This window comes from Weizmannia sp. WK01 (genome assembly GCF_025905465.1).
Lineage (GTDB): Bacteria > Bacillota > Bacilli > Bacillales > Bacillaceae_C > Weizmannia > Weizmannia faecalis.
The window spans coordinates 3418450-3444818 of the sequence record NZ_CP109616.1 but is presented as its reverse complement, the minus strand read 5'-3'; the positions used below and the strand labels follow the sequence as shown (position 1 = coordinate 3444818).

The window sequence follows — 26369 nt, the reverse complement described above, 5'->3', positions numbered from 1 at the left end:
GCGGCCCTGTTGAACGTTTAGAAGGAGATTGAGAAGATTGACGAAGTTTTCAGAATTAAATTTAAGCCCGGCGATTTTAAAAGCTGTGAAAAGAATGGGATTTGAAGAGGCATCGCCGATTCAGGCAGCCACCATTCCGCTCACCATGCAAGGGAAGGATATTATCGGCCAGGCGCAGACAGGTACGGGAAAAACTGCAGCATTTGGCATACCGTTAATTGAAAAGATTGATCATAGAAGCCGTAATATTCAAGGAATCATTATCGCGCCAACCCGCGAGCTTGCCATTCAGGTATCTGAAGAATTGTACCGGATCGGCCAGGATTCGCGCGTTCATGTGCTGGCTGTTTATGGCGGCCAGGATATTTCGCGTCAGATCCGTGCGCTGAAGAACCATCCGCAAATTATTGTCGGAACACCGGGACGGATTCTTGACCATATACACCGGGGAACCTTGAAACTCGACCATGTGCATACGCTTGTGCTTGACGAAGCGGATGAAATGTTGAATATGGGCTTTATTGATGACATTGAAGCCATTCTTTCTACCGTGCCGAAAGACCGCCAAACGATGCTGTTCTCGGCAACCATGCCGGATCCGATCCGGAAAATTGCCGAACGCTTCATGAACAACCCGGAACTTGTCCGTGTGAAAGCAAAAGAAATGACCGTTCCGTCTATTGAACAATACTACGTCAAAGTCCAGGAACGCGAAAAATTCGATGTATTGTCAAGGCTTTTGGATGTACAGTCTCCGGACCTTGCGATTGTGTTTGGGCGCACGAAGCGGAGAGTTGATGAACTGGCGAATGCCCTGAACTTGCGCGGCTATCTTGCAGAAGGTATCCACGGTGATTTGAGCCAGGCGAAACGCTTATCGGTACTCCGGAAGTTTAAAGACGGGAAAATTGATGTGCTTGTTGCCACCGATGTTGCCGCACGCGGGCTGGATATCTCGGGTGTAACCCATGTTTACAATTACGATATTCCGCAGGATCCGGAATCCTATGTGCACCGGATCGGAAGAACGGGCCGTGCCGGACGGGAAGGCATGGCAATGACCTTTGTCACGCCGCGGGAAATGGGCTATCTCAAAACGGTTGAACAGACAACGAAAAAGAGAATGCTCCCGATGCGCCCGCCGACCTGGGATGAAGCGTTTGAAGGGCAGCAGCGCGTCACCATGGAACGGATCGGGGAAACCATCAAAGAAGGCAATATTGATGAATATATGTCGGTAGCGAAGGAGCTGCTTGCAGAATATGACCCGGCTGAGGTCACGGCAGCTGCTTTGAAACTGATGACGAAAGAGCCGGATAAAACACCGGTTCATATTTCAGAAGAACGGCCGCTTCCGCATAAAAAAGACCATAGCAGACGGGGCAAGCCTGCAGGGTCCTACAAAGGGTCTTACAATAAGGGAAGAAAGCCGAGAAGAACAACAACAAACCGCAAACCATTTTAACCAAACGAAGGCGGGGCCAAAAAAATAGAGCATCATCAGCTTTACGAGCGGGTCGGTTTGTATCCGGCTGCGACTCTTTACAAGTAAAAATGCCGGTATGGCAAAAGTTGCCGGCGCCCCATTAAAAAAGCAACGGCAGCTCCCGTTGCTTTTTTTAAAGCGGAAGAATCCGCTTTTTTTCGTAAAAGCCTTTCCCCCGAGCAGCACGCCGGTAATGCGGCTGAAAAGAATTGGCTTTTTTTAAAGCGGAAGAATCCGTTTTTTTCGTAAAAGTCATTCCCCCGAGCAGCACGCCGGCAATGAGTCCGGAGAATTGACTTTTTCTAAGCAGGAGAAGCCGCTTTTCTTTGCAAAAGCATGCCTCCGAGCAGCATGCCGGCAACGAGTCCGGAAAGATGGGCTGTGTGGTTGGCACCAGGCTGCATCATAGCCGTTACAACGGAAATGACCGCAATCGATAAAATGGTTTGCCGGCTTGTTTTTGGCACATCTTCCCCGACCCAGACAAGGGCGACATATGCGCCGATCAGGCCGAACAGGGCACCGCTCGCACCGGCATGGGAATAGGTAAGCGGAAGCAGAAAAAAAGAAGCGAGATTGGCGCAGCATCCGCAGCCAAAATATAATAGGGTAAACTTCCATTTTCCGGCCAGCCGTTCGAGACAGGGGCCGAGCAGCAAAAGGGAGAAGGAATTCAACAGCAGGTGGCTGAAATCAATATGGACAAAAACAGGGGAGACAAGCCGCCATATTTCCCCTTGGGCAATATAAAGGTTCACACCGGACAGTGTTTCATAAAGGGTTTGTGTTGGTAAAACCGGAAGCCGCATGGCCGCAAACAAGAGGCACTGGGCCAGGAAAATGGCAGATACGACGGGATAGGAACCAATAAAAGCAGAAAAGCGGATCGGGCGGATCAGCATTGCAAATACTCCTTTCAATGGAAAAGCTCTATTTATACATATGCCGGAAATGACGAATTAGACGTCCGGCCTGCTTCTAACCGCAACCGCCAGCAGGATGGAAAAAGGGATAGCCCAAATCCGGCGCGTATTTTCAAAAAGGGCCGAACCGCCATCATGGATACCAGCAGAACGATTTACCGGCGCATATTTTCACGGAAGGCAGAGGCACCGCAGCAGCGTGAAAATCGGGTATCGGAAATTTTGTGGTTTATACTCTGGAAAAACAGAAGGTGAGCACATGATCAAAGGAATTGGCATTGATATTGTCGAGCTTGAAAGGATAAAAAAGCTGTATGAACGGCAGCCGCGGTTTCCGGGGCGGATTTTAACAAAAGCGGAGCAGCAAAAGTTCTGCAAGTTGACAGAAAAAAGGAAAATTGAATTCCTGGCCGGCAGGTTTGCGGCGAAAGAAGCTTATTCCAAAGCTTTTGGCACGGGGATCGGGGGCGCGTTGTCTTTTCAGGAAATTGAAATCGCAAAAGATGAAAATGGCCGCCCGTATTTTTCAAAGCCGGCAGAGCCCCATGCCCATTTGTCGATCACGCACAGCCGTGAATATGCATTCGCCCAAGTGATTCTGGAAGACTGAAGCTATAACGTTTTTTCAATTCCCCATCATACAGGCCCGGGTTGTCTCATATATTCAGAGTAAGAGAGGAGAGACAAGGCACGGGCTTTTGATGAAGCCTTTCTCTTCATAAGATTTGAGACAATAAAGGGGTTGAAAGGATGAAGAGAAAGTACTGGGTTTTGTTTGCGGCGCTGTTTGCCATTTTTCTGCTTTCCGCCTGCGGAGCGAAAAAACCGCAGGATGTGGCCGGAAAATTAAATGAAAAAGTGGAGAAGATGGACGGCTACAAGCTGAATGCGAAAATGACGCTGAAAACGGGCAATGAACCGCGGACATACAATATTGAAGTTTGGCACAACCGGCCGGGATATTACCGTGTCAACCTGAAAAATGCGGGCGAGGGGCAGAGCCAGATGATTTTGCGCAATAAAGAAGGCGTGTTTGTGGTCACGCCCGCCCTCAACAAAAGCTACAAATTTCAAAGCGACTGGCCGAACAACACAAGCCAGGCGTACCTTTATGAATCACTTGTGAAAGACATATTGAAAGATAAAGAGGCAAAGATGACGGTGAAAAAGAACCGATATGTGTTTGAGACGAAGACACGCTATCAAAACCATAAGATGCTGCCGTACCAGCAAATTACTTTTGACAAAAGGACGCTTGCACCAGTCAGTGTGAAAGTGATGGACACGGACCGCAATACGCTTGTCAGTGTGCTTTTTACGAAAGTGGATTTTAATGCAAAATTCGACAGCAACGCGTTTGACACGAAAAAAAATATGACAGGGGCGAAACTCGAAGTGCCGGTGGACGGAAAGGTCGGCAACAAAGAGTTTTCGGTAAAATATCCGACGGCAAAAATCGGGGGGACGACGCTGCTCGATGAACAGGAAGTTGCCGTTGCAAACGGCAAGCGCGTTATTTTGACCTATACGGGCGATAAAACGTATACGCTGATTGAGGAAAAGGCAGATGTACTCCCTGCTGCTTCCACAGAACCGATTCCTGCAAACGGGGAAATGGCGGATCTCGGGTTTGCGTTCGGGATCAAGACAGGCGACTCCCTGTCCTGGACGGTGAACGGTGTCGAATATACGCTTGCCTCCAAATCGCTCACGGCTGCGGAAATGATGGAAGTCGCCCAGTCTGTCGGAGGAGAACCGGAAAAATAAAATGCGGATAACCCGTTCGTAAGCACTAAAAGCACAAGCCCGCAGCCATTCTCTGCGGGTTTTTTTCTTGATGCGGTTACAGCATGTTGCTTTCGGCAATCCGTCCCAAACCGGTTTGATAAGACTTCCTTTTAAAAACCATTGACAACGCTGGCTACGCGTTCGATAATCAGGATATGGAATCATAAAGGAAGTGTAATCATGGCTTTTTACCGGGATACATGGGTGGAAGTCGATTTGGATGCCATTTCGGAAAATGTCGGAAATATGCGCCAGCTTTTGCCCGAGCATACGCAAATCATTGCGGTTGTAAAAGCGAACGCCTACGGGCACGGCGCGGAATATGTGGCGAAAACCGCGCTTGCATCCGGAGCTTCAGCGCTTGCGGTTGCATTTTTGGACGAGGCGCTCGCGTTACGAAAAAAAGGGATTACCGCTCCGATACTTGTTTTGGGGGCAGCCCGTCCGGAAGATGCCGGAGTCGCGGCTGAAGAAAACATCTCCCTGACTGTTTTTCAAAAAGACTGGCTTGAGGAAGCAGGCCGGTATTTAACCGGGCGGAAACTATCCGTCCATCTTAAATGTGATACCGGAATGGGCCGGATTGGCGTAAGAACCCTACAGGAATTAAAAGAAGTGGAAAAAATCGTGAACCAACAATCCTGTTTCTATTTTGAAGGGATCTTTACCCACTTTGCGACAGCGGATGAAATCGATACGACTTTGTATGAAAAGCAATATAGCCAGTTTCAGGATATGGTTTTAAACCTCGAACACCGCCCGCCGTATGTGCACTGCGCAAACAGCGCCGCCGCTTTGAGATTTGACCAGTCTCCGTTTAATGCTGTCCGTTTCGGCATTGCAATGTACGGGCTCTCCCCTTCGCCCGCCATCAAGCCGGTTTTGCCGTTTCCGTTAAAAGAGGCGTTCTCCCTTCATACGAAGGTGACGCATGTGAAACAAATCCATGCCGGGGACACGGTGAGTTATGGTGCCACTTATCAGGCTTCCGGCGATGAATGGATCGCCACGCTGCCGATTGGATATGCAGATGGCTGGATCCGCAGGCTTTCAGGTCAGGAAGTGATCATTGACGGGGAAAGAGCGCCTATTGTCGGCAGGATTTGCATGGATCAATGCATGGTCAAGCTTGCCCGTCCGGTTGCTGTCGGGACAAAAGCAACCTTGATTGGAAAGCAGGGAGATTTGTCCATTCCTGTTGACGAAATTGCCGAAAAGCTCGAAACCATCAACTACGAGGTTACCTGTTCCATTTCAAGCCGGGTGCCGCGCATTTTCCTGAAAAACGGGAACGATGTCGCGGACGTGTCGAATCCGGTCCTTGAAGGTTGAAAAATGTTTTGGCGAATTTTGAATAATGACATGATTTTTTTGCCGATAATAGACAGGAATGGTGATTTGGCCTTTGCATATAGTGTATTTGATGGTATGATGAAAAGGGAATGGAAAGTAGAAACGGTGTCTAGTGCGTGGAGGTGTAGCAGGTGTCTGAACCTATTTCAACAGAAATTTTAGTCCGCTTGCCGCAGCAGCTGTTGACGGAATTGGACGGATTTGCTGAAACTGAAAATATGAATCGCAATGAATTAATTTACCGTGCCACAAAAATGTATTTAAAAGAACGGAAAAAACGCCAAATCCGCGAAACGATGAGGCGTGGTTACATGGAAATGGCAAAAATTAATTTGGCGATTGCCTCCGAAGCGATCCAGGCTGAATACGAAGCAGAACATACAGTTGAAAGCCTAGTAAGCGGGGGGTAATCCTTTGATTGTTAAGCGTGGAGACGTGTACTTCGCCGATCTATCTCCGGTGGTCGGCTCCGAGCAGGGAGGCGTACGTCCTGTCCTCATTTTACAAAACGACATTGGAAACCGTTTTAGCCCCACTGTCATTGTTGCCGCGATAACAGCGCAAATCCAGAAAGCAAAATTGCCCACGCATGTGGAAATTGATGCAAAGCGTTACGGTTTGGAAAGGGATTCTGTGATATTGCTTGAACAAATACGCACAATCGATAAACAACGCTTAACGGATAAGATTACGCATCTTGATGAAGAAGTCATGGAAAAAATTGACGACGCCCTGCAAATCAGCCTGGGACTGGTCGAATTTTAGGAACGCTCTTTTTAAAGGGCGTTTTTTCATTCGGCAGGCTTTGCCATTCTTAAAATAAGCTGGAACAAAAGAGAGATCATCCCGTCGCCCGTTTTAGCATATTTTTTCACGTGCTGCGGTCAAACATGCGCAACCCACCTTCAAAAAAAATACAACGAATGTGGTTTAACCCTATCTGAAAACGGGTATATGATAACGCTATAAGATAAACCAAAGAAAATTTCCGAAAAATGCTGCTTTTGCCCGATTCCTGTGCCATTTACATAAAAAATATTTTCCGGTTGCCGGCAAAAACAGATATAATAACTTATAAATCAAATGGATTTTTCTGTGTTTTTTCAACAAACCGGTTCAGAAAAAAGCCATCCGCCGGGGCGAAAGGCAGCAGTTCATTTGTTTTTGTGCAAGCCTTCCGGAAAAGCCCGGCATGTCTAAAGCAGGCTGTCAAAGAAGGGCGCTTCAAACTGTTCGGAGGAAAGAGGGTTGATCATGCAATCATATTTAGCGAAATTTATACCAGAACATAAAGATGAAATACTGGATGAATGGATGAAAAGCATGAAAGCAAAAGGCGGTGCCCCGTTTCATTTTGATGAAGGGGTGGTGTTTGAAAAAACAAGCCGGGATTTTGTCGAAGTGATTCTTGCGCGGTTGACGAAAGGCAATCACGAATACGAGAAACAGCTCGGCGAGTTTTCCGAAAGAATCGTGACACTGGGCTGGCCGCTCACTTTTGCAACGACTGGCATTCAAATTCTCGGGGATATTGTTTACAACCTGATGATGAATAACAACCCGGATGTCGTGTTTGAAAAGCACCAGGAATTCTGGGAAATCTTCCGGGAATGGACCAATGCCGTTCAAAATGAATTTGTCAATGCCTACACCACCATCTGGGAAAAAACCATTTCGCTTCAGCAAAGTGCGTTAAAGGAATTGTCCGCCCCCTTGATTCCGGTGTTTGACAAAATTGCCGTCCTTCCATTAGTCGGCACCATTGACTCGGAAAGGGCAAGACAGATTATGGAAAACCTGCTGTACGGCATTGTGAAAAACAAGTCGGAGGTGGTACTGATCGACATTACGGGCGTGCCAGTTGTTGATACGGTTGTTGCCCATCATCTCATTCAGGCGGCAAATGCTGTCCGGCTTGTCGGCTCCCGCTGCATGCTTGTCGGCATCCGTGCTGAAATTGCACATACGTTAACAAATTTGGGAATCAAATTAAATCATATTACAACAACGAGTACACTGCAAAGAGGAATTGAACAGGCTCTTGAAATGACAGGGAGGAAAATCGTAGAATGGGAGGGTTGATTGATGCGCATACCCATTTTAAAGCTGGGAAACTGCCTGCTGGTCTCGATCCAATGGGAGCTTGATGACCAGACAGCTTTGGAGTTTCAGGAAGATTTGCTTAAAAAAATATACGAAACGAATGCAAGCGGTGTTGTCATCGACATCACCTCTATCGATTTTATTGACTCATTCATCGCAAAAGTGCTGGGCGATGTGGTCAATATGTCCAAAATGCTGGGCGCAAAAGTGGTCATCACCGGAATCCAGCCTGCAGTCGCCATTACCCTGATCGAGTTGGGAATTACGATGGAGGGCGTCATGACGGCACTGGATTTGGAAAGCGGCCTGGAGAAATTAAAACAGGAATTGGGGGACTAGCTGTATGGATAACCATTCCTGTGTAAAAATTTTGAATGAGTGGGATATTGTGGCCGCCCGCCAGCTTGGGAGAAACATTGCAAGGGAGCTCCATTTCGGTGCTGTCGACCAGGCAAGAATCACAACGGCCATCAGCGAACTCGCCCGCAATATTTTTATATACGCAGGACAAGGGGAAATCCGGATTGAGAAAGTTCTGCAAGACGGGAAAAAAGGGCTGAAAGTGATCGCTACAGATAAAGGGCCGGGGATTGAAAATATCCGGAAAGTAATGGAAGACGGCTATTCCACATCCGGAGGGCTTGGGGCAGGCCTGCCGGGAGTAAGACGCCTGATGGACGAATTTGATATCGTTTCGGCGCCGAATGAGGGAACAACCGTTACCGCAATCAAGTGGATACGATGATAGGAGGAAAAAGATGGATTTCCGCGATGCAATGGAGCAGGAATATAAAGAGATTCTCAGCCATTTTTTACAGCATCCGGATGAACAGGCGCTGTACCAGTGCGAGAAGTTCAGCCGCAAACTGATTGAAAACCGGATCTCTCCTGAAGACATGATTATGTGCCACCGCTCTGTTTTGCAGCAAATCGAACCCGGGCTTTCCAAAACGGTGCAGCAGTCCTTTGATGTCCTGCTGGAAGTTATGCTTGCCTACGGGCTCGTTTACAGGGAACAGCAAAGCCTCCGGACAAAACAAAAAGAACTGAAGAGCGAAATTGAGATTGCTGCGGGCATGCAGCAAACCCTGCTCAAGGCGAATGTCCCGGAGCAGGATGGCATTGATATTGGCGTGATCAGCATGCCGGCCAAACAAATGAGCGGCGATTATTATCATTTTATTGAAGATGAGAACCGCCGTATCGGCATTGCAATCGCGGATGTGATCGGGAAAGGGATCCCGGCGGCGCTCTGCATGTCCATGATCAAATACGCGATGGACAGTTTGCCGGAATACAGCCACCAACCCCATATCATTTTGGAAAATCTGAACCGCGTCGTTGAACAGAATGTCGACCCGAGTATGTTTATCACGATGTTTTACGGTATGTATGACCCGGTAGTACATAAGTTCTCCTACGCATCCGCCGGGCACGAGCCCGGTTTTTACTATCATGCGGAAACGGATGAATTTGAGGATTTAATCGCAAAAGGGCTGCTTTTGGGCATTGAAAAAAAATCGAAGTATCATGAATATATAAAAGATGTACAGCTCGGCGATATGATTGTGCTGTTGTCAGACGGTGTAACGGAATGCCGGACAAAGGAAGGATTTGTCAGCCGGGAAACGATTACCGGCCTGATCCGGAAAAATATTCGCAAGAGCGCACAGGAAATCGTGGAAAATGTGTACAGGGAGCTGGAAAGATGGCAGGAATTTGAATTGTGTGATGATTTTACCTTGCTGATTTTAAAAAGAACTGCCTAAAAGCAGGTTTGCCATCAGCCCGGAAAGGGTATGAACCACTTAGTGATGAATGTTAAAGAGGTGAAAGAAATGGACTTTGCAGTAGATGTAAAGGAAAAGGAAAGTCAAAATACCTTAAACGTAACCATTTCGGGGGAAATTGACGCATTTACAGCTCCAAAATTAAGAGAAGCATTTGAACCATATGAAGGAAAAGCAGGTTTGGAAGTTTTAATAGATTTAACCAATGTTTCATATATGGACAGCACCGGGCTGGGTGTTCTGGTCGGTTTGTTTAAAAGCTTGCGGGCAAACGGCGGGATGCTCACGTTGACGGGGCTTTCCGACCGTTTGAAACGGCTGTTTGATATTACAGGCCTTTCCGACATCATGAAGATTAATACCGAAATAGAAGGTGGAGTGTGAGACATGGAGGAGTTTGATCATATCAGTATGAAAATCCCTGCCAAAGCGGAATATGTCGGAGTCATCCGCCTCACCATTTCCGGTATTGCAAGCCGCATGGGATTTGATTACGAACTCATCGAGGATTTGAAGATCGCCGCGAGCGAAGCTATTACCAATGCTGTCCAGCATGCCTATAAGGACAAGGAGGACGGGGAAGTCAGCATCGATTTCAGCCTCTATCCGGACCGCCTTGAAGTCATGGTTTCCGATAACGGAGACAGTTTTGATCTGGAAAAAGTAAGGGAACTTGCTGGGCCTTACACGGAAGATGTGCAGATCGAATTTATGAGAGAAGGAGGATTGGGCCTTTATCTCATTGAAAGTTTAATGGATGAAGTCCGCATACATTATGATGGCGGGATTACAGTCATGATGACCAAGTACCTTCAAGGGGAGCAGGTGGAGACGAATGTCAAAACTGCCTCAACCTGATCAGATTGATGTCAATCAATTGATACAATCTTTTCAGCAAAACGGCGACAAAGAGGCGCAGGAAATACTTGTCGCGCACTACCAGAAACTTGTGGAGTCGCTTGCCCGCAAATATTCGAAAGGAAGAGCCTACCAGGAGGACATTTTCCAGGTGGGGATTATCGGCCTGCTCGGCGCCATTCAGCGCTTTGACCCGAATATTGGAAAAAGCTTTGAATCCTTTGCGATTCCGACCATCATCGGAGAAATTAAGCGGTTTTTGAGAGACAAAACATGGAGTGTCCACGTCCCCCGAAGGATTAAAGAACTCGGCCCGCGGATTAAATCCACTGTTGAAAAACTGACGAACGAACTGCAACGCTCGCCAAAAATCGCTGAAATTGCTGCACATCTTGAAATCTCAGAAGAAGAAGTGCTGGAAGCAATGGAAATGAGCAAAAGCTACCACGCACTTTCCGTTGACCATTCGATTGAGTCGGATTCAGACGGCAGTACCGTGACCCTGCTGGATATGGTCGGCAGTGAAGATGACGGATATGAAAAAGTCAACCAGCGGCTTGTGCTTGAAAAAGTGTTGCACGTACTGAGCGAGAGGGAACGCCAGGTCATCCACTACACGTATATTGAAAATTTAAGCCAGAAGGACACAGGTGAGAAATTGGGGATTTCGCAAATGCACGTCTCGCGCCTGCAACGCCGTGCGATCAAAAAACTGCGGGACGCCATAGAAGGTGAACTGCAACATGTGGAGAATTAGCCATTATGAATTATCTTAGTTCAAAGCAAGTAGAAGTATATGGATTTCAGACAACAAAGGCCGGCCGGGACCTGTGCGGAGACGCCTATTTTATGAAGGCAACGGATGACTATTTCCTCTGTGTGCTGGCAGACGGGCTGGGGAGCGGGGAATTTGCCTACTACTCTTCCCAGGCTGTTGCGAAAGTCGTGAAAGAACAATCGGATGACGATGTTGACACGCTGATGGACGCATGCAATCGTGCTTTGTACCGGAAGCGGGGCGCAGCGGTTGCCATTTTCAAAGCCTGTTTTAAATCACGCCAATTTGTTTACAGCTGTGTCGGCAACATCCGCTTTTTTATGGTGGCACCGGGCGGCAAACTGACTTATCCGATCCCGATTACCGGGTACTTGTCCGGCAAGCCGCAGCAATTCAAAACCGAGATTTTTGACTATGAACCGGGTTCCAGGTTCGTCATCCATTCAGACGGCGTGAAAGAGCGGAATGTCCAATCTTTTTTGAAGAAATGTGAGTCTATCGAACGGATTGCCGACCAGTTAAAAGAACAACAGACCATGGATGACGACGCTACATTTATTATTGGGAGCTTGCAGTAAAGGCAAGCTTTTTTATTTTGCAATTTTTTTCAGCCCGTAAAGCATGATAAAATAACAGAAGAGTAATCAGAAGTGTGGTGTTTAATTTGGAAGAAAAACAGGCAAGGCTTATCAGCCAGCTGGGAAAAGAATTGCAGTTCCCGGAAAAGAGCATCCGGAATGTCATCGGTTTGCTGGAAGACGGCAATACCGTTCCTTTTATTGCCCGTTACCGGAAAGAAATGACCGGTGCGCTCGATGAAGTGCAGATCCGTGACATTATGGAGCGGTGGAACTATTTGCAAAATCTTGAGCAGCGAAAAGAGGAAGTCATCCGCCTGATCGATGAGCAAGGAAAATTAACAGAAGAGCTGAAAGGGAAAATTTTACAGGCAGAAAAGCTTCAGCTGGTAGAAGACCTCTACCGCCCGTATAAACAAAAACGCCGGACAAGGGCCACGATTGCAAAGGAAAAAGGGCTGGAACCGCTGGCCCGCTGGATGCTTTCGTTTCCGGCTGAAGGCGACCTGGATGCTGAACTGGCAGCGTACGTATCAGCGGAAAAGCAGGTGGCATCTGCCGAAGAAGCATTGCAGGGTGCAAAAGATATAATTGCCGAAATGGTTTCGGATGAGCCGAAATACCGCGGCTGGATCCGCGGCCAAACGTTTAAAACAGGCGTGATGGCAAGCACCGTCAAAGACGAGGAAAAAGATGAGAAGAAAGTATACGAAATGTATTACGCCTACGAAGAACCGGTCCGCAAAATCGTTCCCCACCGCGTGCTTGCCCTTAACCGCGGCGAAAAAGAAAACATTTTGCGCGTATCCATTGAGGCCGACACCGAGCGGATTTTGGCGTATTTGAACCGGCAAGTGATCCGAAGTGAAGCCTCCATTACATCAGGCATCGTCAAGGAAGCGGTGGAAGATGGCTATAAACGGCTAATTGAGCCCGCCATTGAAAGGGAAATCCGCAACGAACTGTCCGAAAAAGCGGAAGACCGGGCGATCCATATTTTTGCCGAAAATTTAAGGAACCTGCTTCTTCAGCCGCCTTTAAAAGGAAAAACGGTGCTCGGGGTTGACCCGGCGTACCGAACCGGCTGCAAACTCGCAGTCGTGGATGAAACGGGCAAAGTGCTGAAAATCGGCGTGATTTACCCGCATCCGCCAAAACCGAAAACAGAAGAAGCCAAAGCGATTGTAAAAAGCATCATCCGGGATTTTAAGGTGGAGGTCATTGCGATCGGAAACGGCACAGCCTCACAGGAAACCGAGCAATGGATTGCCGGTATTTTAAAAGAAATAGAAGAAGATGTTTTCTATATGATTGTCAATGAAGCGGGGGCAAGCGTCTACTCTGCATCCGACCTTGCCCGCAAAGAATTTCCGGATTTGCATGTTGAAGAACGGAGCGCCGTCTCCATCGCCCGCAGGCTCCAGGACCCGCTGGCAGAGCTTGTGAAAATCGATCCGAAATCGGTCGGTGTCGGGCAGTACCAGCATGACGTTTCGCAAAAGAAACTGAATGAATCGCTCACTTTCGTCGTTGAAACAGCCGTCAACCAGGTCGGTGTCGATGTCAATACCGCATCCCCGTCTCTTTTGCAATATGTGTCCGGGCTCAGCAGCACTGTAGCGGGCAATATTGTAAAATTCCGCGATGAGAACGGCAAATTTAAAAACCGGGCCGAATTGAAAAAGATTCCCCGCCTCGGCGCAAAAACATACGAACAAAGTATCGGCTTTCTCCGCATACCGGATGGGGAAGAACCACTTGATAAAACACCGATCCACCCGGAAAGCTACGATGCGGCCAGATCTTTGCTGAATGAACTGGGCATGACGACAGCGGATATCGGTACAGAAAAGCTGATCCAATCGCTCGAAACACTGTCTGTCCCGGAAATGGCAAAGACACTCGGCATCGGCGAACTGACCCTGCAAGATATTTTCGAAGCCTTGAAAAAACCGGGCCGCGACCCGCGTGATGAACTGCCAAAACCGCTTTTGAAAAAGGATATTATGAAACTGGAAGATCTGAAACCGGGGATGGAGATGCAAGGAACCGTCCGGAATGTCGTCGATTTCGGGGCGTTTGTCGATGTCGGCGTGAAAGAAGACGGGCTTGTCCATATTTCAAAATTAAGTAAAGGTTTTGTTAAACATCCGCTTGATATCGTCTCAGTCGGCGATATTGTCACCGTATGGGTGGAGAAAGTGGACGTCCAAAAAGGAAGATTATCGCTCACCATGCTTCCAAATGATTAAAAATGAAAAGAAGATGCGCCAGTTACACGCGCATCTTCTTTTCATTGTAAAAAAACCAGCATTCATTCAGCAGTTTAATTTCACTGCGCCTTTTCTCGCAAAAAGCTCTCCGTATTTGGTTTTGAAACCATACCGGCACACAAACGCCCCCTTGTTCCTGAATGCTGAAACAAAACCAATCCCCCCGCACTTTTACTAAAGTATATGCTATAATAACTTGTCATGTGAAAAGAAAAGCGCAGGTGCCCGCGGCATCCATTTTTCATTATGAGTAAGGAGGCATACGGCCATGGATAACAAGGAATTGCAAGGCCTTGTGGAAAAAATATCAATGGAGTATTTTCACAAACCTTTCCGGCATGCAGCCTCATTTAATCCCCGGCTGCGGACCACCGGGGGAAGATATTTGTTAAAAAGCCACAATATCGAAATCAATAAAAAATATTTAGAAGAACTCGGAGAAAAAGAGCTGATCGGCATTATCAAACACGAACTTTGCCATTACCATCTTCATCTGGAAGGGAAAGGGTACAGGCACCGGGATGCGGACTTCAAACAATTGTTAAAGGAAACGGACGCGCCCCGCTATTGTGCCGTGCTGCCGAGTAAAGCAGCTTCCCGCATGATCAGCCGCCCGTCCCCGCGTTACGAATATGTCTGTACGGAGTGTGGCATCCTGTATAAAAGGCAAAGAAAGGTCAACACCAACCGGTACGTTTGCGGGAGATGCGGTGGAAAACTGGTGCTGCACAAAACGTATGCTGAACCGGGCCGGAAATAATGGGCATGCAGCATCTTCGAAACAAGCTTTAAAAATAAATTTTAAAACAGGGTTGACACCTTCGTGTCCCGTCATTATAATGTTAAGAGTCGACAAGATGTTGCTTGTTATTCCGCAGTAGCTCAGTGGTAGAGCAATCGGCTGTTAACCGATCGGTCGTAGGTTCGAATCCTACCTGCGGAGCCATTTTGGGGAAGTACTCAAGTGGCTGAAGAGGCGCCCCTGCTAAGGGCGTAGGTCGCGTAAGCGGCGCGAGGGTTCAAATCCCTCCTTCTCCGCCATACATACAAAGCAGTCATCGCGGCCCGTTGGTCAAGCGGTTAAGACACCGCCCTTTCACGGCGGTAACACGGGTTCGAATCCCGTACGGGTCATTTGAAATTTATCATATCATGAGTGGTTCCGTAGTGTAGCGGTTATCACGCCTGCCTGTCACGCAGGAGATCGCGGGTTCGATTCCCGTCGGAACCGCCATTGGGCCATAGCCAAGCGGTAAGGCAACGGACTTTGACTCCGTCATGCGCTGGTTCGAATCCAGCTGGCCCAGCCATTTTTGAGCCATTAGCTCAGTTGGTAGAGCATCTGACTTTTAATCAGAGGGTCGCAGGTTCGAATCCTGCATGGCTCACCATTTATCCGCGGGTGTGGCGGAATTGGCAGACGCACCAGACTTAGGATCTGGCACCGCACGGCGTGGGGGTTCGACTCCCTTCACCGGCATTGATTTGATAAATCGCGGAAGTAGTTCAGTGGTAGAACATCACCTTGCCAAGGTGGGGGTCGCGGGTTCGAATCCCGTCTTCCGCTCCATAAAAAGTAGTTGACATCCATAAAAGGTTTTGATATAATATAAAGGTGTCAAGTTAATAACGCGGTCGTGGCGGAATGGCAGACGCGCTAGGTTGAGGGCCTAGTGGGAGTTAAATCCCGTGGAGGTTCAAGTCCTCTCGGCCGCATTTACGCGCCCATAGCTCAATTGGATAGAGCGTTTGACTACGGATCAAAAGGTTAGGGGTTCGACTCCTCTTGGGCGCGCTATTTTTTCATGCAAAAAAGATCTGTTAACAGCTGCGTAAAAGGCTCCAGAGCTTACCGGGCAGTTGAAAACTTTATAAAAAACAGGCCTTTTCTTATTATAAGTTGGTTTGATAGTTTTTAGACCAGGGAAATGCGGGAAATAGCTCAGCTTGGTAGAGCACATGGTTTGGGACCATGGGGTCGCAGGTTCGAATCCTGTTTTCCCGATTTGCATGCGGGTGTAGTTTAGTGGTAAAACCACAGCCTTCCAAGCTGTTGTCGTGGGTTCGATTCCCATCACCCGCTCCAAATTTTATGTTGACAGTGACTTGTTGTAATGTTATACTAAATAAGTTGCTAATTGAGATTGTTCCTTGAAAACTGGACAAAACGAAACGTCAAATTCTTTTTGAGCTTTTATCAAACATCTTTACTGAGAGTTTGATCCTGGCTCAGGACGAACGCTGGCGGCGTGCCTAATACATGCAAGTCGTGCGGACCTTTTAAAAGCTTGCTTTTAAAAGGTTAGCGGCGGACGGGTGAGTAACACGTGGGCAACCTGCCTGTAAGATCGGGATAACACCGGGAAACCGGGGCTAATACCGGATAGTTTTTTCCTCCGCATGGAGGAAAAAGGAAAGACGGCTTTTGCTGTCACTTACAGATGGGCCCGCGGCGCATTAGCTTGTTGGTGGGGTAACGGCTCACCAAGGCAACGATGCGTAGCCGACCTGAGAGGGTGATCGGCCACATTGGGACTGAGACACGGCCCAAACTCCTACGGGAGGCAGCAGTAGGGAATCTTCCGCAATGGACGAAAGTCTGACGGAGCAACGCCGCGTGAGTGAAGAAGGCCTTCGGGTCGTAAAACTCTGTTGCCGGGGAAGAACAAGTGCCGTTCGAACAGGGCGGCGCCTTGACGGTACCCGGCCAGAAAGCCACGGCTAACTACGTGCCAGCAGCCGCGGTAATACGTAGGTGGCAAGCGTTGTCCGGAATTATTGGGCGTAAAGCGCGCGCAGGCGGCTTCTTAAGTCTGATGTGAAATCTTGCGGCTCAACCGCAAGCGGTCATTGGAAACTGGGAGGCTTGAGTGCAGAAGAGGAGAGTGGAATTCCACGTGTAGCGGTGAAATGCGTAGAGATGTGGAGGAACACCAGTGGCGAAGGCGGCTCTCTGGTCTGTAACTGACGCTGAGGCGCGAAAGCGTGGGGAGCAAACAGGATTAGATACCCTGGTAGTCCACGCCGTAAACGATGAGTGCTAAGTGTTAGAGGGTTTCCGCCCTTTAGTGCTGCAGCTAACGCATTAAGCACTCCGCCTGGGGAGTACGGCCGCAAGGCTGAAACTCAAAGGAATTGACGGGGGCCCGCACAAGCGGTGGAGCATGTGGTTTAATTCGAAGCAACGCGAAGAACCTTACCAGGTCTTGACATCCTCTGACCTCCCTGGAGACAGGGCCTTCCCCTTCGGGGGACAGAGTGACAGGTGGTGCATGGTTGTCGTCAGCTCGTGTCGTGAGATGTTGGGTTAAGTCCCGCAACGAGCGCAACCCTTGACCTTAGTTGCCAGCATTCAGTTGGGCACTCTAAGGTGACTGCCGGTGACAAACCGGAGGAAGGTGGGGATGACGTCAAATCATCATGCCCCTTATGACCTGGGCTACACACGTGCTACAATGGATGGTACAAAGGGCTGCGAGACCGCGAGGTTAAGCCAATCCCAGAAAACCATTCCCAGTTCGGATTGCAGGCTGCAACCCGCCTGCATGAAGCCGGAATCGCTAGTAATCGCGGATCAGCATGCCGCGGTGAATACGTTCCCGGGCCTTGTACACACCGCCCGTCACACCACGAGAGTTTGTAACACCCGAAGTCGGTGAGGTAACCTTTATGGAGCCAGCCGCCGAAGGTGGGACAGATGATTGGGGTGAAGTCGTAACAAGGTAGCCGTATCGGAAGGTGCGGCTGGATCACCTCCTTTCTAAGGAATAAAAGGAAAACTTCATTTTCCAAAATTAAGTTTGATGTTTCCGTTTTGTCCAGTTTTGAAGGTTCAATCCTTCAACATGTGTTCTTTGAAAACCGGATAGGAGAAATAAACCAAGTAAACTGAGAATCGCTTATTTTTGGATTTAAACCTTTTTATGGTTAAGTTAGAAAGGGCGCACGGTGGATGCCTTGGCACTAGGAGCCGATGAAGGACGGTACAAACACCGATATGCTCCGGGGAGCTGTACGTAAGCTTTGATCCGGAGATTTCCGAATGGGGAAACCCCCTGTCTTTAATCGGACAGGATTCCTGCCTGAATCCATAGGGCAGGAAGGGCACACCCGGGGAACTGAAACATCTCAGTACCCGGAGGAAGAGAAAGCAATTGCGATTTCCCAAGTAGCGGCGAGCGAACAGGAAACAGCCCAAACCGGAAGGCTTGCCTTCCGGGGTTGTAGGACACTCATATGGGAGTTACAAAAGAACGGGGTAAGTGAAGCGGCTTGGAAAGGCCTGCCGGAGAAGGTAAAAGCCCTGTAACTGACACTTCGTTCTCTCCCGAGTGGATCCTGAGTACGGCGGGACACGAGGAATCCCGCCGGAATCCGGGAGGACCATCTCCCAAGGCTAAATACTCCCTAGTGACCGATAGTGAACCAGTACCGTGAGGGAAAGGTGAAAAGCACCCCGGGAGGGGAGTGAAAGAGATCCTGAAACCGTGTGCCTACAAGTAGTCAGAGCCCGTTAACGGGTGATGGCGTGCCTTTTGTAGAATGAACCGGCGAGTTACGGTCTCATGCAAGGTTAAGCTGAAGAAGCGGAGCCGCAGCGAAAGCGAGTCTGAACAGGGCGAAAGAGTATGAGGCCGCAGACCCGAAACCAGGTGATCTACCCATGTCCAGGGTGAAGGCAAGGTAACACTTGCTGGAGGCCCGAACCCACGCACGTTGAAAAGTGCGGGGATGAGGTGTGGGTAGCGGAGAAATTCCAATCGAACTTGGAGATAGCTGGTTCTCTCCGAAATAGCTTTAGGGCTAGCCTCAAGCGAAGAGTTTTGGAGGTAGAGCACTGTTTGGACGAGGGGCCCTCATCGGGTTACCGAATTCAGACAAACTCCGAATGCCAAAAACTTATGCTTGGGAGTCAGACTGTGAGTGATAAGATCCATGGTCGAAAGGGAAACAGCCCAGACCGCCAGCTAAGGTCCCAAAGTATACGTTAAGTGGAAAAGGATGTGGCGTTGCTTAGACAACCAGGATGTTGGCTTAGAAGCAGCCATCATTCAAAGAGTGCGTAATAGCTCACTGGTCGAGTGACGCTGCGCCGAAAATGTACCGGGGCTAAACGTATCACCGAAGCTGCGGATGGACACCATTTGGTGTCCGTGGTAGGAGAGCGTTCTAAGGGCGTTGAAGCCGGACCGGAAGGACCGGTGGAGCGCTTAGAAGTGAGAATGCCGGTATGAGTAGCGAAAGAAGGGTGAGAATCCCTTCCACCGAATGCCTAAGGTTTCCTGAGGAAGGCTCGTCCGCTCAGGGTTAGTCGGGGCCTAAGCCGAGGCCGAAAGGCGTAGGCGATGGACAACAGGTTGATATTCCTGTACCGCCTCTTCACCGTTTGAACGATGGGGGGACGCAGGAGGATAGGGCAAGCGCGACACTGGTTGATCGCGTCCAAGCAGTTAGGCCGGTGCGGAGGCAAATCCTTCGCGCCAAGGCGGAGCTGTGATGGTGAGGGAAATTTTAGTACCGAAGTTCCTGATTCCACACTGCCAAGAAAAGCCTCTAGTGAGGTGAAAGGCGCCCGTACCGCAAACCGACACAGGTAGGCGAGGAGAGAATCCTAAGGTGAGCGAGAGAACTCTCGTTAAGGAACTCGGCAAAATGACCCCGTAACTTCGGGAGAAGGGGTGCTTTTTGGGGTGTATGCCCCGGGAAGCCGCAGTGAATAGGCCCAGGCGACTGTTTAGCAAAAACACAGGTCTCTGCGAAGCCGCAAGGCGAAGTATAGGGGCTGACACCTGCCCGGTGCTGGAAGGTTAAGGAGAGGGGTTAGCCGTAAGGCGAAGCTCTGAACTGAAGCCCCAGTAAACGGCGGCCGTAACTATAACGGTCCTAAGGTAGCGAAATTCCTTGTCAGGTAAGTTCTGACCCGCACGAAAGGTGTAACGATCTGGGCACTGTCTCAACGAGAGACTCGGTGAAATTATAGTACCTGTGAAGATGCAGGTTACCCGCGACAGGACGGAAAGACCCCATGGAGCTTTACTGCAGCCTGATATTGAATTTTGGTACAGCTTGTACAGGATAGGTAGGAGCCTTGGAAACCGGAGCGCCAGCTTCGGCGGAGGCATCGGTGGGATACTACCCTGGCTGTATTGAAATTCTAACCCGCACCCCTTACCGGGGTGGGAGACAGTGTCAGGCAGGCAGTTTGACTGGGGCGGTCGCCTCCTAAAAGGTAACGGAGGCGCCCAAAGGTTCCCTCAGAATGGTTGGAAATCATTCGCAGAGTGTAAAGGCATAAGGGAGCTTGACTGCGAGACTTACAAGTCGAGCAGGGACGAAAGTCGGGCTTAGTGATCCGGTGGTTCCGCATGGAAGGGCCATCGCTCAACGGATAAAAGCTACCCTGGGGATAACAGGCTGATCTCCCCCAAGAGTCCACATCGACGGGGAGGTTTGGCACCTCGATGTCGGCTCATCGCATCCTGGGGCTGTAGTCGGTCCCAAGGGTTGGGCTGTTCGCCCATTAAAGCGGTACGCGAGCTGGGTTCAGAACGTCGTGAGACAGTTCGGTCCCTATCCGTCGCGGGCGCAGGAAATTTGAGAGGAGCTGTCCTTAGTACGAGAGGACCGGGATGGACGCACCGCTGGTGTACCAGTTGTCTTGCCAAAGGCATCGCTGGGTAGCTATGTGCGGAAGGGATAAGTGCTGAAAGCATCTAAGCATGAAGCCCCCCTCAAGATGAGATTTCCCACAGTTTATACTGGTAAGATCCCTGAAAGATGATCAGGTTGATAGGTCCGGGGTGGAAGCGCGGCGACGTGTGGAGCTGACGGATACTAATCGATCGAGGACTTAACCACGAAAAGCGGAAGCGCCTTGCTCATCGGCGTACGGATTTCGGAGCTTTCGACTGAGATAAAGGAAACACGGCGAGGTATCGAGCCGATGTTGACTTATCGTAGGGAGAAAGCGTAGAAATACGCTAGCCGATAGGCGCTGGAGCTGGACAACAGAAAAGCGGAGGTGCCTTACCAAAGGCGCTGAAGCTAGACCATTCTCAAAGTTAGAAATGCGTTCTCCGTTTACAGTTTTTTCTCCCATCCTGTTTTGAAGGAATACAATTATTTCTCTTGATAAATAACAGCAACTGTGTTATAATATTTCTTGTCATTAAGGTCCGGTGGCGATGGCGGAAAGGTCACACCCGTTCCCATCCCGAACACGGAAGTTAAGCTTTCCAGCGCCGATGGTAGTTGGGGGTTTCCCCCTGCGAGAGTAGGACGCTGCCGGGCCTGAATATATTATTATCGCGGGGTGGAGCAGTCTGGTAGCTCGTCGGGCTCATAACCCGAAGGTCGCAGGTTCAAATCCTGCCCCCGCAATCGATCAGAACAAGCAGTGGTTTGACTGCTTGTTCTTTATATTTTTCATCCTGTTTTTGCGTATTTGTCCAAAATCGGTTAAACTAGAATTGGATTGAAGCATCCTTAGGAACATTCCTAAGGCTTTTTTTATAAGGCGCGCCGTACTTTGGATTGGCGGCAATTTGCGATAAAGTTGTAGAGGAGAGGCGGCAAATGGGGAGTTATCGTTTCGTTTCCAACAGCCCTGAAGAGACTTTTTCTTTTGCAGAAAAAATGGCTGCCCATCTGAAACCGGGGGATGTCCTTTTGCTGGAGGGTGACCTGGGGGCAGGAAAAACGACTTTTACAAAAGGGATTGCGAACGGGCTGGGCATTCGCCGTACCGTGAACAGCCCGACTTTTACCATTATAAAAGAGTACCGGGGGAACCTGCCGCTGTATCATATGGACGTATACCGTTTGGAGGATGCGCAGGAGGACCTTGGTTTTGATGAATATTTTGAAGGTGATGGCGTGACGGTTGTGGAGTGGGCACATTTTATCAAAGATCTGTTGCCTGAGAGCTATTTGGAAATCCGCATTCTCCGCCTTGAAGGAGACCGCAGGCTTATTGAAGCGGAACCGTTTGGGGACCGTTATGTATCATTATGTGAGGAGATTTTTGGATGAAAGTTTTGGCAATCGATACTTCAAATGAAGTGCTGGGCGTTTCATTGGCCGATGATCATGTTGTGCTGGCCGAATATATGACAAATTTGAAAAAAAATCATAGTGTCCGCGTGATGCCGGCTGTGCAGGAAGTCATGGAGGCGTGCGGGATAAAACCGGCTGAGCTGGATAAGATTGTGGTGGCAAAAGGGCCCGGATCTTACACCGGCATACGGATTGGCGTCACGATCGCAAAAACGATGGCCTGGAGCCTTCAAATTCCATTGGTGGGGGTTTCCAGCCTGAAGTTGTTGGCGGCGTCCGGCCGTTATTTTGACGGGTATATTTCCCCGCTTTTTGATGCGCGCAGAGGGCGGATTTATACCGGTTTGTACCGCTATGAAAACGGGGTTTTGCAAACAGTAGTGGAAGATTGCAATGTATCATCCGCTGAATGGGGAACCCGGTTAAGTGCGCTTGAGGCGCCCGTATTATTGATCGGCCAGCATGTTGCCCTTCATGAAGCCGTTCTTGCGAAGAAGCTGGGAGATAAAATGGCGGTAGCAGATTGGACCCTGCATAATCCGAGGCCGGGCGAACTGGCCAGGCTTGGGATGGATGAACCGGACGCGGAGATACACACTTTCGTTCCAAATTACATACGGTTAGTAGAGGCAGAAGCCAAATGGCTTGAAAAGCATAAACGGGAGAGTCACTAAAAATGGAAAAAACGGGGAAAATAACGCTGCGAAAAGCCACGCTTGCAGATTTGGACGGAATTTACAATGTGGAGATGCATTCTTTTACAATGCCGTGGACACGTGAAGCATTTTACAACGAACTGGTTCATAATCATTTTGCCATGTATCTTGTGCTTGTCGAGAATGAAAAGGTTATCGGTTATTGCGGCGTGTGGGTCATTGTCGATGAGGCGCATGTGACCAATCTTGCGGTGCTCCCGGAGTACCGAGGCCGGAAACTGGGAGAGACGCTGTTAAAAAATGTGATGGCTTACGCCGCATTGAACCATGCCAAAACGCTCAGCCTGGAGGTACGCGTCAGCAATATGATTGCGCGCTCCTTATACAGGAAGCTCGGATTTCGGGAAGGCGGCATCCGGAAAGGCTATTACACGGATAATTATGAAGACGCAATTGTGATGTGGGTGAATTTATAAATGGAAAAAGATTTGTTGGTATTAGGCATAGAAACGAGCTGCGATGAAACGGCTGCAGCTGTCATTAAAAACGGGACGGAAATTGTTTCCAATGTGGTCGCTTCTCAGATTGAAAGCCACAAACGGTTCGGCGGGGTGGTGCCAGAGCTTGCATCCCGCCACCATGTCGAGCAAATTACCATTGTCATTGAGGAAGCGATGCAGCAGGCAGACGCGGCTTTTAAAGACCTGGATGCGATCGCCGTGACAGAAGGGCCCGGGCTTGTGGGCGCGTTGCTTGTTGGCGTCAATGCCGCAAAGGCGCTCAGTTTCGCGCATCAGATTCCACTTGTCGGTGTCCATCATATTGCCGGCCATATTTATGCGAACCGGATCGGGCATGAAATGAAGTTTCCGCTGCTTGCGCTTGTCGTTTCAGGAGGTCATACGGAGCTTGTGCTGATGAAGGGCCATGCCGAGTTTGAAGTAATCGGCGAAACGAGAGATGATGCGGCAGGGGAAGCTTATGACAAAGTAGCACGAACGTTGAACCTTCCTTATCCGGGCGGTCCGCAGATTGACCGGCTTGCCCATGAAGGAAAGCCAAATGTTGATTTGCCGCGATCCTGGCTGGAAGGGACTTATGATTTCAGTTTCAGCGGGCTCAAATCAGCCGTCATTAACACCCTCCATAATGCCGCGCAGCGCGGGGAAAGCATCCGGCCTGAAGATATGGCCGCAAGCTTCCAGCAAAGTGTGATTGATGTATTGGTCGGTAAAACCGTGGAGGCGGTAAAAGCGTTTGGCGTCAAAGAAGTGCTGGTCGCCGGCGGTGTTGCCGCGAACAAAGGATTGCGCGCTGCCCTTTCAGAAGCATTCCGGGATCTCCCTGAAGTGGCGTTGCGCATCCCGCCGATCCAGTTATGCACAGACAATGCGGCGATGATTGCCGCATGCGGGACGGTGCTTTTTGAAAAGGGAAAAAGAAGCTCCCTTGACTTAAATGCTTATCCCGGGCTGGACATTGAAAACTTTTAAACAGGGTTGTGAAAAACCGGTGTATGGGAATCGTCCATACACCGGTTTTTTTTGGAGATATGCAGGGGAATTGTGCGCAATCTGTGGAAAAGTTGTTGATAAATGATTGGACTTGTGTAAAACTTTTAAAATTTTTTCCGGACAGGCTGTGGGTATTGTGGATAAATCTGTTGATAATTGTGGATTTTGTGGAAAAACGTTTTGGAAAGCAAGAAATCAATATACCGCCTGTGCATAAATCTGTGCATGGCGCGAGATGCCAAAATAAAAACCTGTGCAGAAAATTTCCACACAGGTCCAAACATTACTCCGCCAGTTCTGCCCATTCTTCCATCAGCGCGTCCAGCTCCAATTTCCGTTGCTCCAGTTCTTCTGTCAGCTCGCGGATTTTAATATGGTCCTGAAAGATTTCCGGGTCGGCCATTTTTTCTTCCCGGTCATGAATTTCTGTTTCCAACGTTTCAATTCTTGTTTCAATTTCTTCAATCCTCCGCTTTTTTTGCCGCTCGCGTTTTTTTGCTTCTTTATCCTGCCGGTAGTTGTTTTTCGCCGGCTGTTCCGCTTTAACCTTTTCTTGTTTCGTGTTTTCCAGGCGTGCAATTTCCAGCATTTCTTCTTTTTTTTGCACATAATAATCATAGTCGCCGAGAAATTCACGGGTTCCCTCCGGCGAGAGCTCCACCACTTTTGTGGCAATCCGGTTAATGAAATAGCGGTCGTGGGAAATGAACAAAATCGTTCCCGGGTAATCGATGAGCGCATTTTCCAGTACTTCTTTACTGTCCAAATCAAGGTGGTTTGTCGGTTCATCTAAAATTAGAAAGTTCGCCTTTTCCAGCATCAATTTGGCGAGGGCAAGCCGGGCTTTTTCGCCGCCGCTTAAGGATGAGACGGTTTTTAAAACGTCATCGCCGGAAAAAAGAAAATTCCCGAGTGCCGTGCGGATTTCTTTTTCTGTTTTCAGCGGGTATGCATCCCATAATTCCCGGAGGACCGTTTTATTGGAAGATAAGTCGGCCAGTTCTTGATCGTAATAGCCGGTCATAACGTTGGAGCCATATTCGATCGTGCCGGATATCAGCGGGATTCTCCGGATAATCGATTTCAAAAGCGTTGACTTGCCGATGCCGTTCGGGCCGACAAGGGCAACACTGTCTTGTTTTTTGACTGAAAGATGGATGTTTTTGGCAACCGGCTCCCCGTCGTAGCCGATGGCAGCATCCCGGACATGAAGGACTTCGTTCCCGCTTTGTTTGGCAATTTCAAACGAAAACCGGGCAGATTTTTCATCGCCAAGCGGCTTGTCCATCAATTCCATTTTTTCCAGTTGTTTCCTCCTACTTTGCGCCCGCTTTGTCGTGGTGGCACGGGCAATGTTTTTTTGGATGAATGCCTGCAATTTCGCAACTTCTTCCTGCTGCTTTTCATATTGTTTGACCTCTCGCTCGTACTGGGCGGCCTTTTGTTCCAGATACCGGCTGTAGTTGCCGTGGTATTTTTTAATGGAATGCCTTGAAATTTCATAGACCTGGTTGACGACTTTATCCAGAAAATAACGGTCATGGGACACGATCAGAATGGCGCCTTCATAGCCTTGTAAATATTGCTCCAGCCAGGTGAGCGTTTCGATATCGAGATGGTTTGTCGGCTCATCCAAAATGAGGATGTCCGGCTTTGTGAGCAGCAATTTCGCCAATGCAAGGCGTGTTTTTTGCCCGCCGCTTAATGTCCGGATCGGGGTGTTGTAGTCGTACTGGTCAAAACGGAAGCCATGCAGAACGGACCGGATATCCGCTTCGATCTGATATCCGCCTTCATCTTTAAAACGTGTCTGCAAAGTATCATAAGCATGCAGCACTTTTTCATACTCCGCCGGGCGGTTATAAATCTTAGGGTCGGCCATTTTTTGTTCGTATTCGCGAAGCTGTTTTTCCATATCCAGCAAATTTTTAAAAACCGACATCATTTCGTCCCAAATGGACAGATCCGATTCGAGTCCGGTATTTTGGGCGAGATAACCGATTTCGACACCATTCGGCATAATGATGGAACCTTCATCATAAGAAAGCTGGCCGGCGATGATTTTCAGGAGGGTCGATTTGCCGGCCCCGTTTCTCCCGACCAAGGCAATCCGGTCTTTTGTTTGAATTTCTAATTTTATATCCGATAAAATAAGTTCAGCGCCATAATATTTTGTGACTTGTTGAACTTGCAGCAACATCATCTTTATGTTCA

At 49.0% G+C, this 26369-nt stretch carries 23 protein-coding genes, 13 tRNA genes and 3 rRNA genes; 36 read left to right on the top strand and 3 right to left on the bottom strand.

Translation table 11 applies throughout. The features are described from left to right. Positions 1-37 precede the first annotated feature (37 nt). Positions 38-1465 (top strand): degradosome RNA helicase CshA, encoded by a 1428-nt coding sequence (locus tag OF158_RS16405; protein ID WP_014096803.1) that lies wholly within the window; start codon positions 38-40, stop codon positions 1463-1465. Between the two features lie 323 nt (positions 1466-1788). On the opposite strand, the gene OF158_RS16400 is transcribed toward OF158_RS16405, so the two are convergent. Further along, positions 1789-2388, bottom strand: a complete 600-nt coding sequence (locus tag OF158_RS16400) for a rhomboid family intramembrane serine protease (RefSeq protein ID WP_014096804.1) — start codon at positions 2386-2388, stop codon at positions 1789-1791. A 280-nt stretch (positions 2389-2668) separates the two neighbouring features. Between OF158_RS16400 and acpS the strand changes: the two genes are divergently transcribed. The 14 genes from acpS to OF158_RS16330 all read left to right on the top strand — a co-directional run bounded on the left by acpS (position 2669) and on the right by OF158_RS16330 (position 13909). After that, positions 2669-3019, top strand: coding sequence for a holo-ACP synthase (gene acpS / locus OF158_RS16395; protein WP_014096805.1), 351 nt, complete (start codon positions 2669-2671; stop codon positions 3017-3019). A 140-nt stretch (positions 3020-3159) separates the two neighbouring features. Next, complete coding sequence (locus OF158_RS16390) at positions 3160-4176, top strand: LolA family protein (RefSeq protein ID WP_035183268.1); 1017 nt, start codon at positions 3160-3162, stop codon at positions 4174-4176. Positions 4177-4377: 201 nt separating this feature from the next. Beyond that, positions 4378-5529, top strand: coding sequence for an alanine racemase (gene alr / locus OF158_RS16385; RefSeq protein WP_014096807.1), 1152 nt, complete (start codon positions 4378-4380; stop codon positions 5527-5529). Between the two features lie 152 nt (positions 5530-5681). Further along, positions 5682-5960, top strand: a complete 279-nt coding sequence (locus OF158_RS16380; RefSeq protein WP_014096808.1) for a CopG family ribbon-helix-helix protein — start codon at positions 5682-5684, stop codon at positions 5958-5960. Between the two features lie 4 nt (positions 5961-5964). Further along, the gene (locus tag OF158_RS16375; protein WP_013860680.1) at positions 5965-6315 is read left to right on the top strand and encodes a type II toxin-antitoxin system PemK/MazF family toxin; all 351 of its coding nucleotides are present in this window, start codon (positions 5965-5967) and stop codon (positions 6313-6315) included. 489 nt (positions 6316-6804) lie between these two features. Further along, positions 6805-7632, top strand: a complete 828-nt coding sequence (locus OF158_RS16370) for an RsbT co-antagonist protein RsbRA (RefSeq protein ID WP_014096809.1) — start codon at positions 6805-6807, stop codon at positions 7630-7632. A gap of 3 nt (positions 7633-7635) precedes the next feature. Beyond that, a complete protein-coding gene (locus OF158_RS16365) occupies positions 7636-7992 on the top strand; it encodes an STAS domain-containing protein (protein WP_014096810.1) in 357 nt (118 codons plus the stop codon). Positions 7993-7996: 4 nt separating this feature from the next. Then, positions 7997-8398 carry an anti-sigma regulatory factor gene (locus OF158_RS16360; RefSeq protein WP_014096811.1) on the top strand — a complete coding sequence of 134 codons (402 nt, stop codon included), beginning with the start codon at positions 7997-7999 and terminating at the stop codon, positions 8396-8398. A gap of 13 nt (positions 8399-8411) precedes the next feature. Continuing rightward, the gene (locus OF158_RS16355; RefSeq protein ID WP_017551130.1) at positions 8412-9422 is read left to right on the top strand and encodes a PP2C family protein-serine/threonine phosphatase; all 1011 of its coding nucleotides are present in this window, start codon (positions 8412-8414) and stop codon (positions 9420-9422) included. 69 nt (positions 9423-9491) lie between these two features. Continuing rightward, positions 9492-9827 (top strand): anti-sigma factor antagonist, encoded by a 336-nt coding sequence (locus OF158_RS16350; RefSeq protein WP_026104587.1) that lies wholly within the window; start codon positions 9492-9494, stop codon positions 9825-9827. 3 nt (positions 9828-9830) lie between these two features. Beyond that, positions 9831-10301, top strand: a complete 471-nt coding sequence (gene rsbW, locus OF158_RS16345) for an anti-sigma B factor RsbW (protein WP_014096814.1) — start codon at positions 9831-9833, stop codon at positions 10299-10301. After that, positions 10279-11058 (top strand): RNA polymerase sigma factor SigB, encoded by a 780-nt coding sequence (gene sigB, locus OF158_RS16340; RefSeq protein ID WP_014096815.1) that lies wholly within the window; start codon positions 10279-10281, stop codon positions 11056-11058. The genes rsbW and sigB overlap by 23 nt, the downstream gene beginning before the upstream one ends. 5 nt (positions 11059-11063) lie before the next feature. Next, positions 11064-11657, top strand: a complete 594-nt coding sequence (locus tag OF158_RS16335) for a PP2C family serine/threonine-protein phosphatase (RefSeq protein WP_017551129.1) — start codon at positions 11064-11066, stop codon at positions 11655-11657. A 74-nt stretch (positions 11658-11731) separates the two neighbouring features. Beyond that, entirely contained in the window at positions 11732-13909 is a 2178-nt protein-coding gene (locus OF158_RS16330) for a Tex family protein (RefSeq protein ID WP_017551128.1), read from the top strand. A gap of 22 nt (positions 13910-13931) precedes the next feature. Here the strand turns inward: OF158_RS16330 and cmpA are convergent, their stop codons facing one another. Next, the gene (cmpA, locus tag OF158_RS16325; RefSeq protein ID WP_088775937.1) at positions 13932-14048 is read right to left on the bottom strand and encodes a cortex morphogenetic protein CmpA; all 117 of its coding nucleotides are present in this window, start codon (positions 14046-14048) and stop codon (positions 13932-13934) included. Between the two features lie 150 nt (positions 14049-14198). On the opposite strand from cmpA, the gene OF158_RS16320 reads away from it, so the two are divergent. The 21 genes from OF158_RS16320 (at position 14199) to tsaD (ending at position 24134) form a co-directional block, all read left to right on the top strand. Beyond that, the gene (locus tag OF158_RS16320) at positions 14199-14690 is read left to right on the top strand and encodes a SprT family protein (RefSeq protein ID WP_014096818.1); all 492 of its coding nucleotides are present in this window, start codon (positions 14199-14201) and stop codon (positions 14688-14690) included. A gap of 111 nt (positions 14691-14801) precedes the next feature. Next, positions 14802-14876, top strand: a tRNA-Asn gene (locus tag OF158_RS16315). Positions 14877-14880: 4 nt separating this feature from the next. Beyond that, a tRNA-Ser gene (locus tag OF158_RS16310) sits at positions 14881-14971 on the top strand. Positions 14972-14992: 21 nt separating this feature from the next. Then, positions 14993-15064, top strand: a tRNA-Glu gene (locus OF158_RS16305). Between the two features lie 24 nt (positions 15065-15088). Further along, positions 15089-15164 (top strand) — tRNA-Asp (locus OF158_RS16300). A gap of 1 nt (position 15165) precedes the next feature. After that, positions 15166-15240, top strand: a tRNA-Gln gene (locus OF158_RS16295). Positions 15241-15245: 5 nt separating this feature from the next. After that, a tRNA-Lys gene (locus tag OF158_RS16290) sits at positions 15246-15321 on the top strand. Between the two features lie 7 nt (positions 15322-15328). After that, positions 15329-15410, top strand: a tRNA-Leu gene (locus OF158_RS16285). Positions 15411-15425: 15 nt separating this feature from the next. Next, positions 15426-15500 (top strand) — tRNA-Gly (locus OF158_RS16280). A gap of 61 nt (positions 15501-15561) precedes the next feature. Next, a tRNA-Leu gene (locus OF158_RS16275) sits at positions 15562-15646 on the top strand. Between the two features lie 5 nt (positions 15647-15651). After that, a tRNA-Arg gene (locus tag OF158_RS16270) sits at positions 15652-15725 on the top strand. Between the two features lie 136 nt (positions 15726-15861). Beyond that, positions 15862-15935: transfer RNA gene (locus tag OF158_RS16265), tRNA-Pro, on the top strand. Between the two features lie 7 nt (positions 15936-15942). Next, a tRNA-Gly gene (locus OF158_RS16260) sits at positions 15943-16016 on the top strand. Positions 16017-16136: 120 nt separating this feature from the next. Then, positions 16137-17690: ribosomal RNA gene (locus OF158_RS16255) — 16S ribosomal RNA — on the top strand. Between the two features lie 165 nt (positions 17691-17855). After that, positions 17856-20788: ribosomal RNA gene (locus OF158_RS16250) — 23S ribosomal RNA — on the top strand. Positions 20789-21104: 316 nt separating this feature from the next. Beyond that, positions 21105-21220, top strand: a 5S ribosomal RNA gene (gene rrf / locus OF158_RS16245). Together the 16S, 23S and 5S rRNA genes with 13 tRNA genes alongside form the textbook arrangement of a ribosomal RNA operon. Before the next feature lie 16 nt (positions 21221-21236). Then, positions 21237-21310: transfer RNA gene (locus OF158_RS16240), tRNA-Met, on the top strand. Positions 21311-21505: 195 nt separating this feature from the next. Continuing rightward, complete coding sequence (gene tsaE / locus OF158_RS16235) at positions 21506-21961, top strand: tRNA (adenosine(37)-N6)-threonylcarbamoyltransferase complex ATPase subunit type 1 TsaE (RefSeq protein WP_014096819.1); 456 nt, start codon at positions 21506-21508, stop codon at positions 21959-21961. Further along, positions 21958-22659 (top strand): tRNA (adenosine(37)-N6)-threonylcarbamoyltransferase complex dimerization subunit type 1 TsaB, encoded by a 702-nt coding sequence (gene tsaB / locus OF158_RS16230; RefSeq protein ID WP_014096820.1) that lies wholly within the window; start codon positions 21958-21960, stop codon positions 22657-22659. The genes tsaE and tsaB overlap by 4 nt, the downstream gene beginning before the upstream one ends. Positions 22660-22661: 2 nt before the next feature. Beyond that, positions 22662-23117 (top strand): ribosomal protein S18-alanine N-acetyltransferase, encoded by a 456-nt coding sequence (rimI, locus tag OF158_RS16225; RefSeq protein ID WP_014096821.1) that lies wholly within the window; start codon positions 22662-22664, stop codon positions 23115-23117. Next, positions 23118-24134, top strand: coding sequence for a tRNA (adenosine(37)-N6)-threonylcarbamoyltransferase complex transferase subunit TsaD (gene tsaD / locus OF158_RS16220; RefSeq protein WP_017550684.1), 1017 nt, complete (start codon positions 23118-23120; stop codon positions 24132-24134). A 304-nt stretch (positions 24135-24438) separates the two neighbouring features. On the opposite strand, the gene OF158_RS16215 is transcribed toward tsaD, so the two are convergent. After that, positions 24439-26358 carry an ABC-F family ATP-binding cassette domain-containing protein gene (locus tag OF158_RS16215; protein ID WP_014096823.1) on the bottom strand — a complete coding sequence of 640 codons (1920 nt, stop codon included), beginning with the start codon at positions 26356-26358 and terminating at the stop codon, positions 24439-24441. Positions 26359-26369: the final 11 nt, after the last annotated feature.

Bases quoted from the DNA above. Each gene is read 5' to 3' on its own strand.
- OF158_RS16215 (WP_014096823.1), bottom strand. From the start codon at position 26,358: ATGATGTTGCTGCAAGTTCAACAAGTCACAAAATATTATGGCGCTGAA.
- OF158_RS16355 (WP_017551130.1), top strand. From the start codon at position 8,412: ATGGATTTCCGCGATGCAATGGAGCAGGAATATAAAGAGATTCTCAGC.
- acpS (WP_014096805.1), top strand. From the start codon at position 2,669: ATGATCAAAGGAATTGGCATTGATATTGTCGAGCTTGAAAGGATAAAA.
- tsaB (WP_014096820.1), top strand. From the start codon at position 21,958: ATGAAAGTTTTGGCAATCGATACTTCAAATGAAGTGCTGGGCGTTTCA.
- sigB (WP_014096815.1), top strand. From the start codon at position 10,279: ATGTCAAAACTGCCTCAACCTGATCAGATTGATGTCAATCAATTGATA.
- OF158_RS16350 (WP_026104587.1), top strand. From the start codon at position 9,492: ATGGACTTTGCAGTAGATGTAAAGGAAAAGGAAAGTCAAAATACCTTA.
- OF158_RS16335 (WP_017551129.1), top strand. From the start codon at position 11,064: ATGAATTATCTTAGTTCAAAGCAAGTAGAAGTATATGGATTTCAGACA.
- OF158_RS16320 (WP_014096818.1), top strand. From the start codon at position 14,199: ATGGATAACAAGGAATTGCAAGGCCTTGTGGAAAAAATATCAATGGAG.
- OF158_RS16365 (WP_014096810.1), top strand. From the start codon at position 7,636: ATGCGCATACCCATTTTAAAGCTGGGAAACTGCCTGCTGGTCTCGATC.
- rsbW (WP_014096814.1), top strand. From the start codon at position 9,831: ATGGAGGAGTTTGATCATATCAGTATGAAAATCCCTGCCAAAGCGGAA.
- rimI (WP_014096821.1), top strand. From the start codon at position 22,662: ATGGAAAAAACGGGGAAAATAACGCTGCGAAAAGCCACGCTTGCAGAT.
- alr (WP_014096807.1), top strand. From the start codon at position 4,378: ATGGCTTTTTACCGGGATACATGGGTGGAAGTCGATTTGGATGCCATT.
- OF158_RS16370 (WP_014096809.1), top strand. From the start codon at position 6,805: ATGCAATCATATTTAGCGAAATTTATACCAGAACATAAAGATGAAATA.
- OF158_RS16360 (WP_014096811.1), top strand. From the start codon at position 7,997: ATGGATAACCATTCCTGTGTAAAAATTTTGAATGAGTGGGATATTGTG.
- tsaE (WP_014096819.1), top strand. From the start codon at position 21,506: ATGGGGAGTTATCGTTTCGTTTCCAACAGCCCTGAAGAGACTTTTTCT.
- OF158_RS16400 (WP_014096804.1), bottom strand. From the start codon at position 2,388: ATGCTGATCCGCCCGATCCGCTTTTCTGCTTTTATTGGTTCCTATCCC.
- OF158_RS16390 (WP_035183268.1), top strand. From the start codon at position 3,160: ATGAAGAGAAAGTACTGGGTTTTGTTTGCGGCGCTGTTTGCCATTTTT.
- tsaD (WP_017550684.1), top strand. From the start codon at position 23,118: ATGGAAAAAGATTTGTTGGTATTAGGCATAGAAACGAGCTGCGATGAA.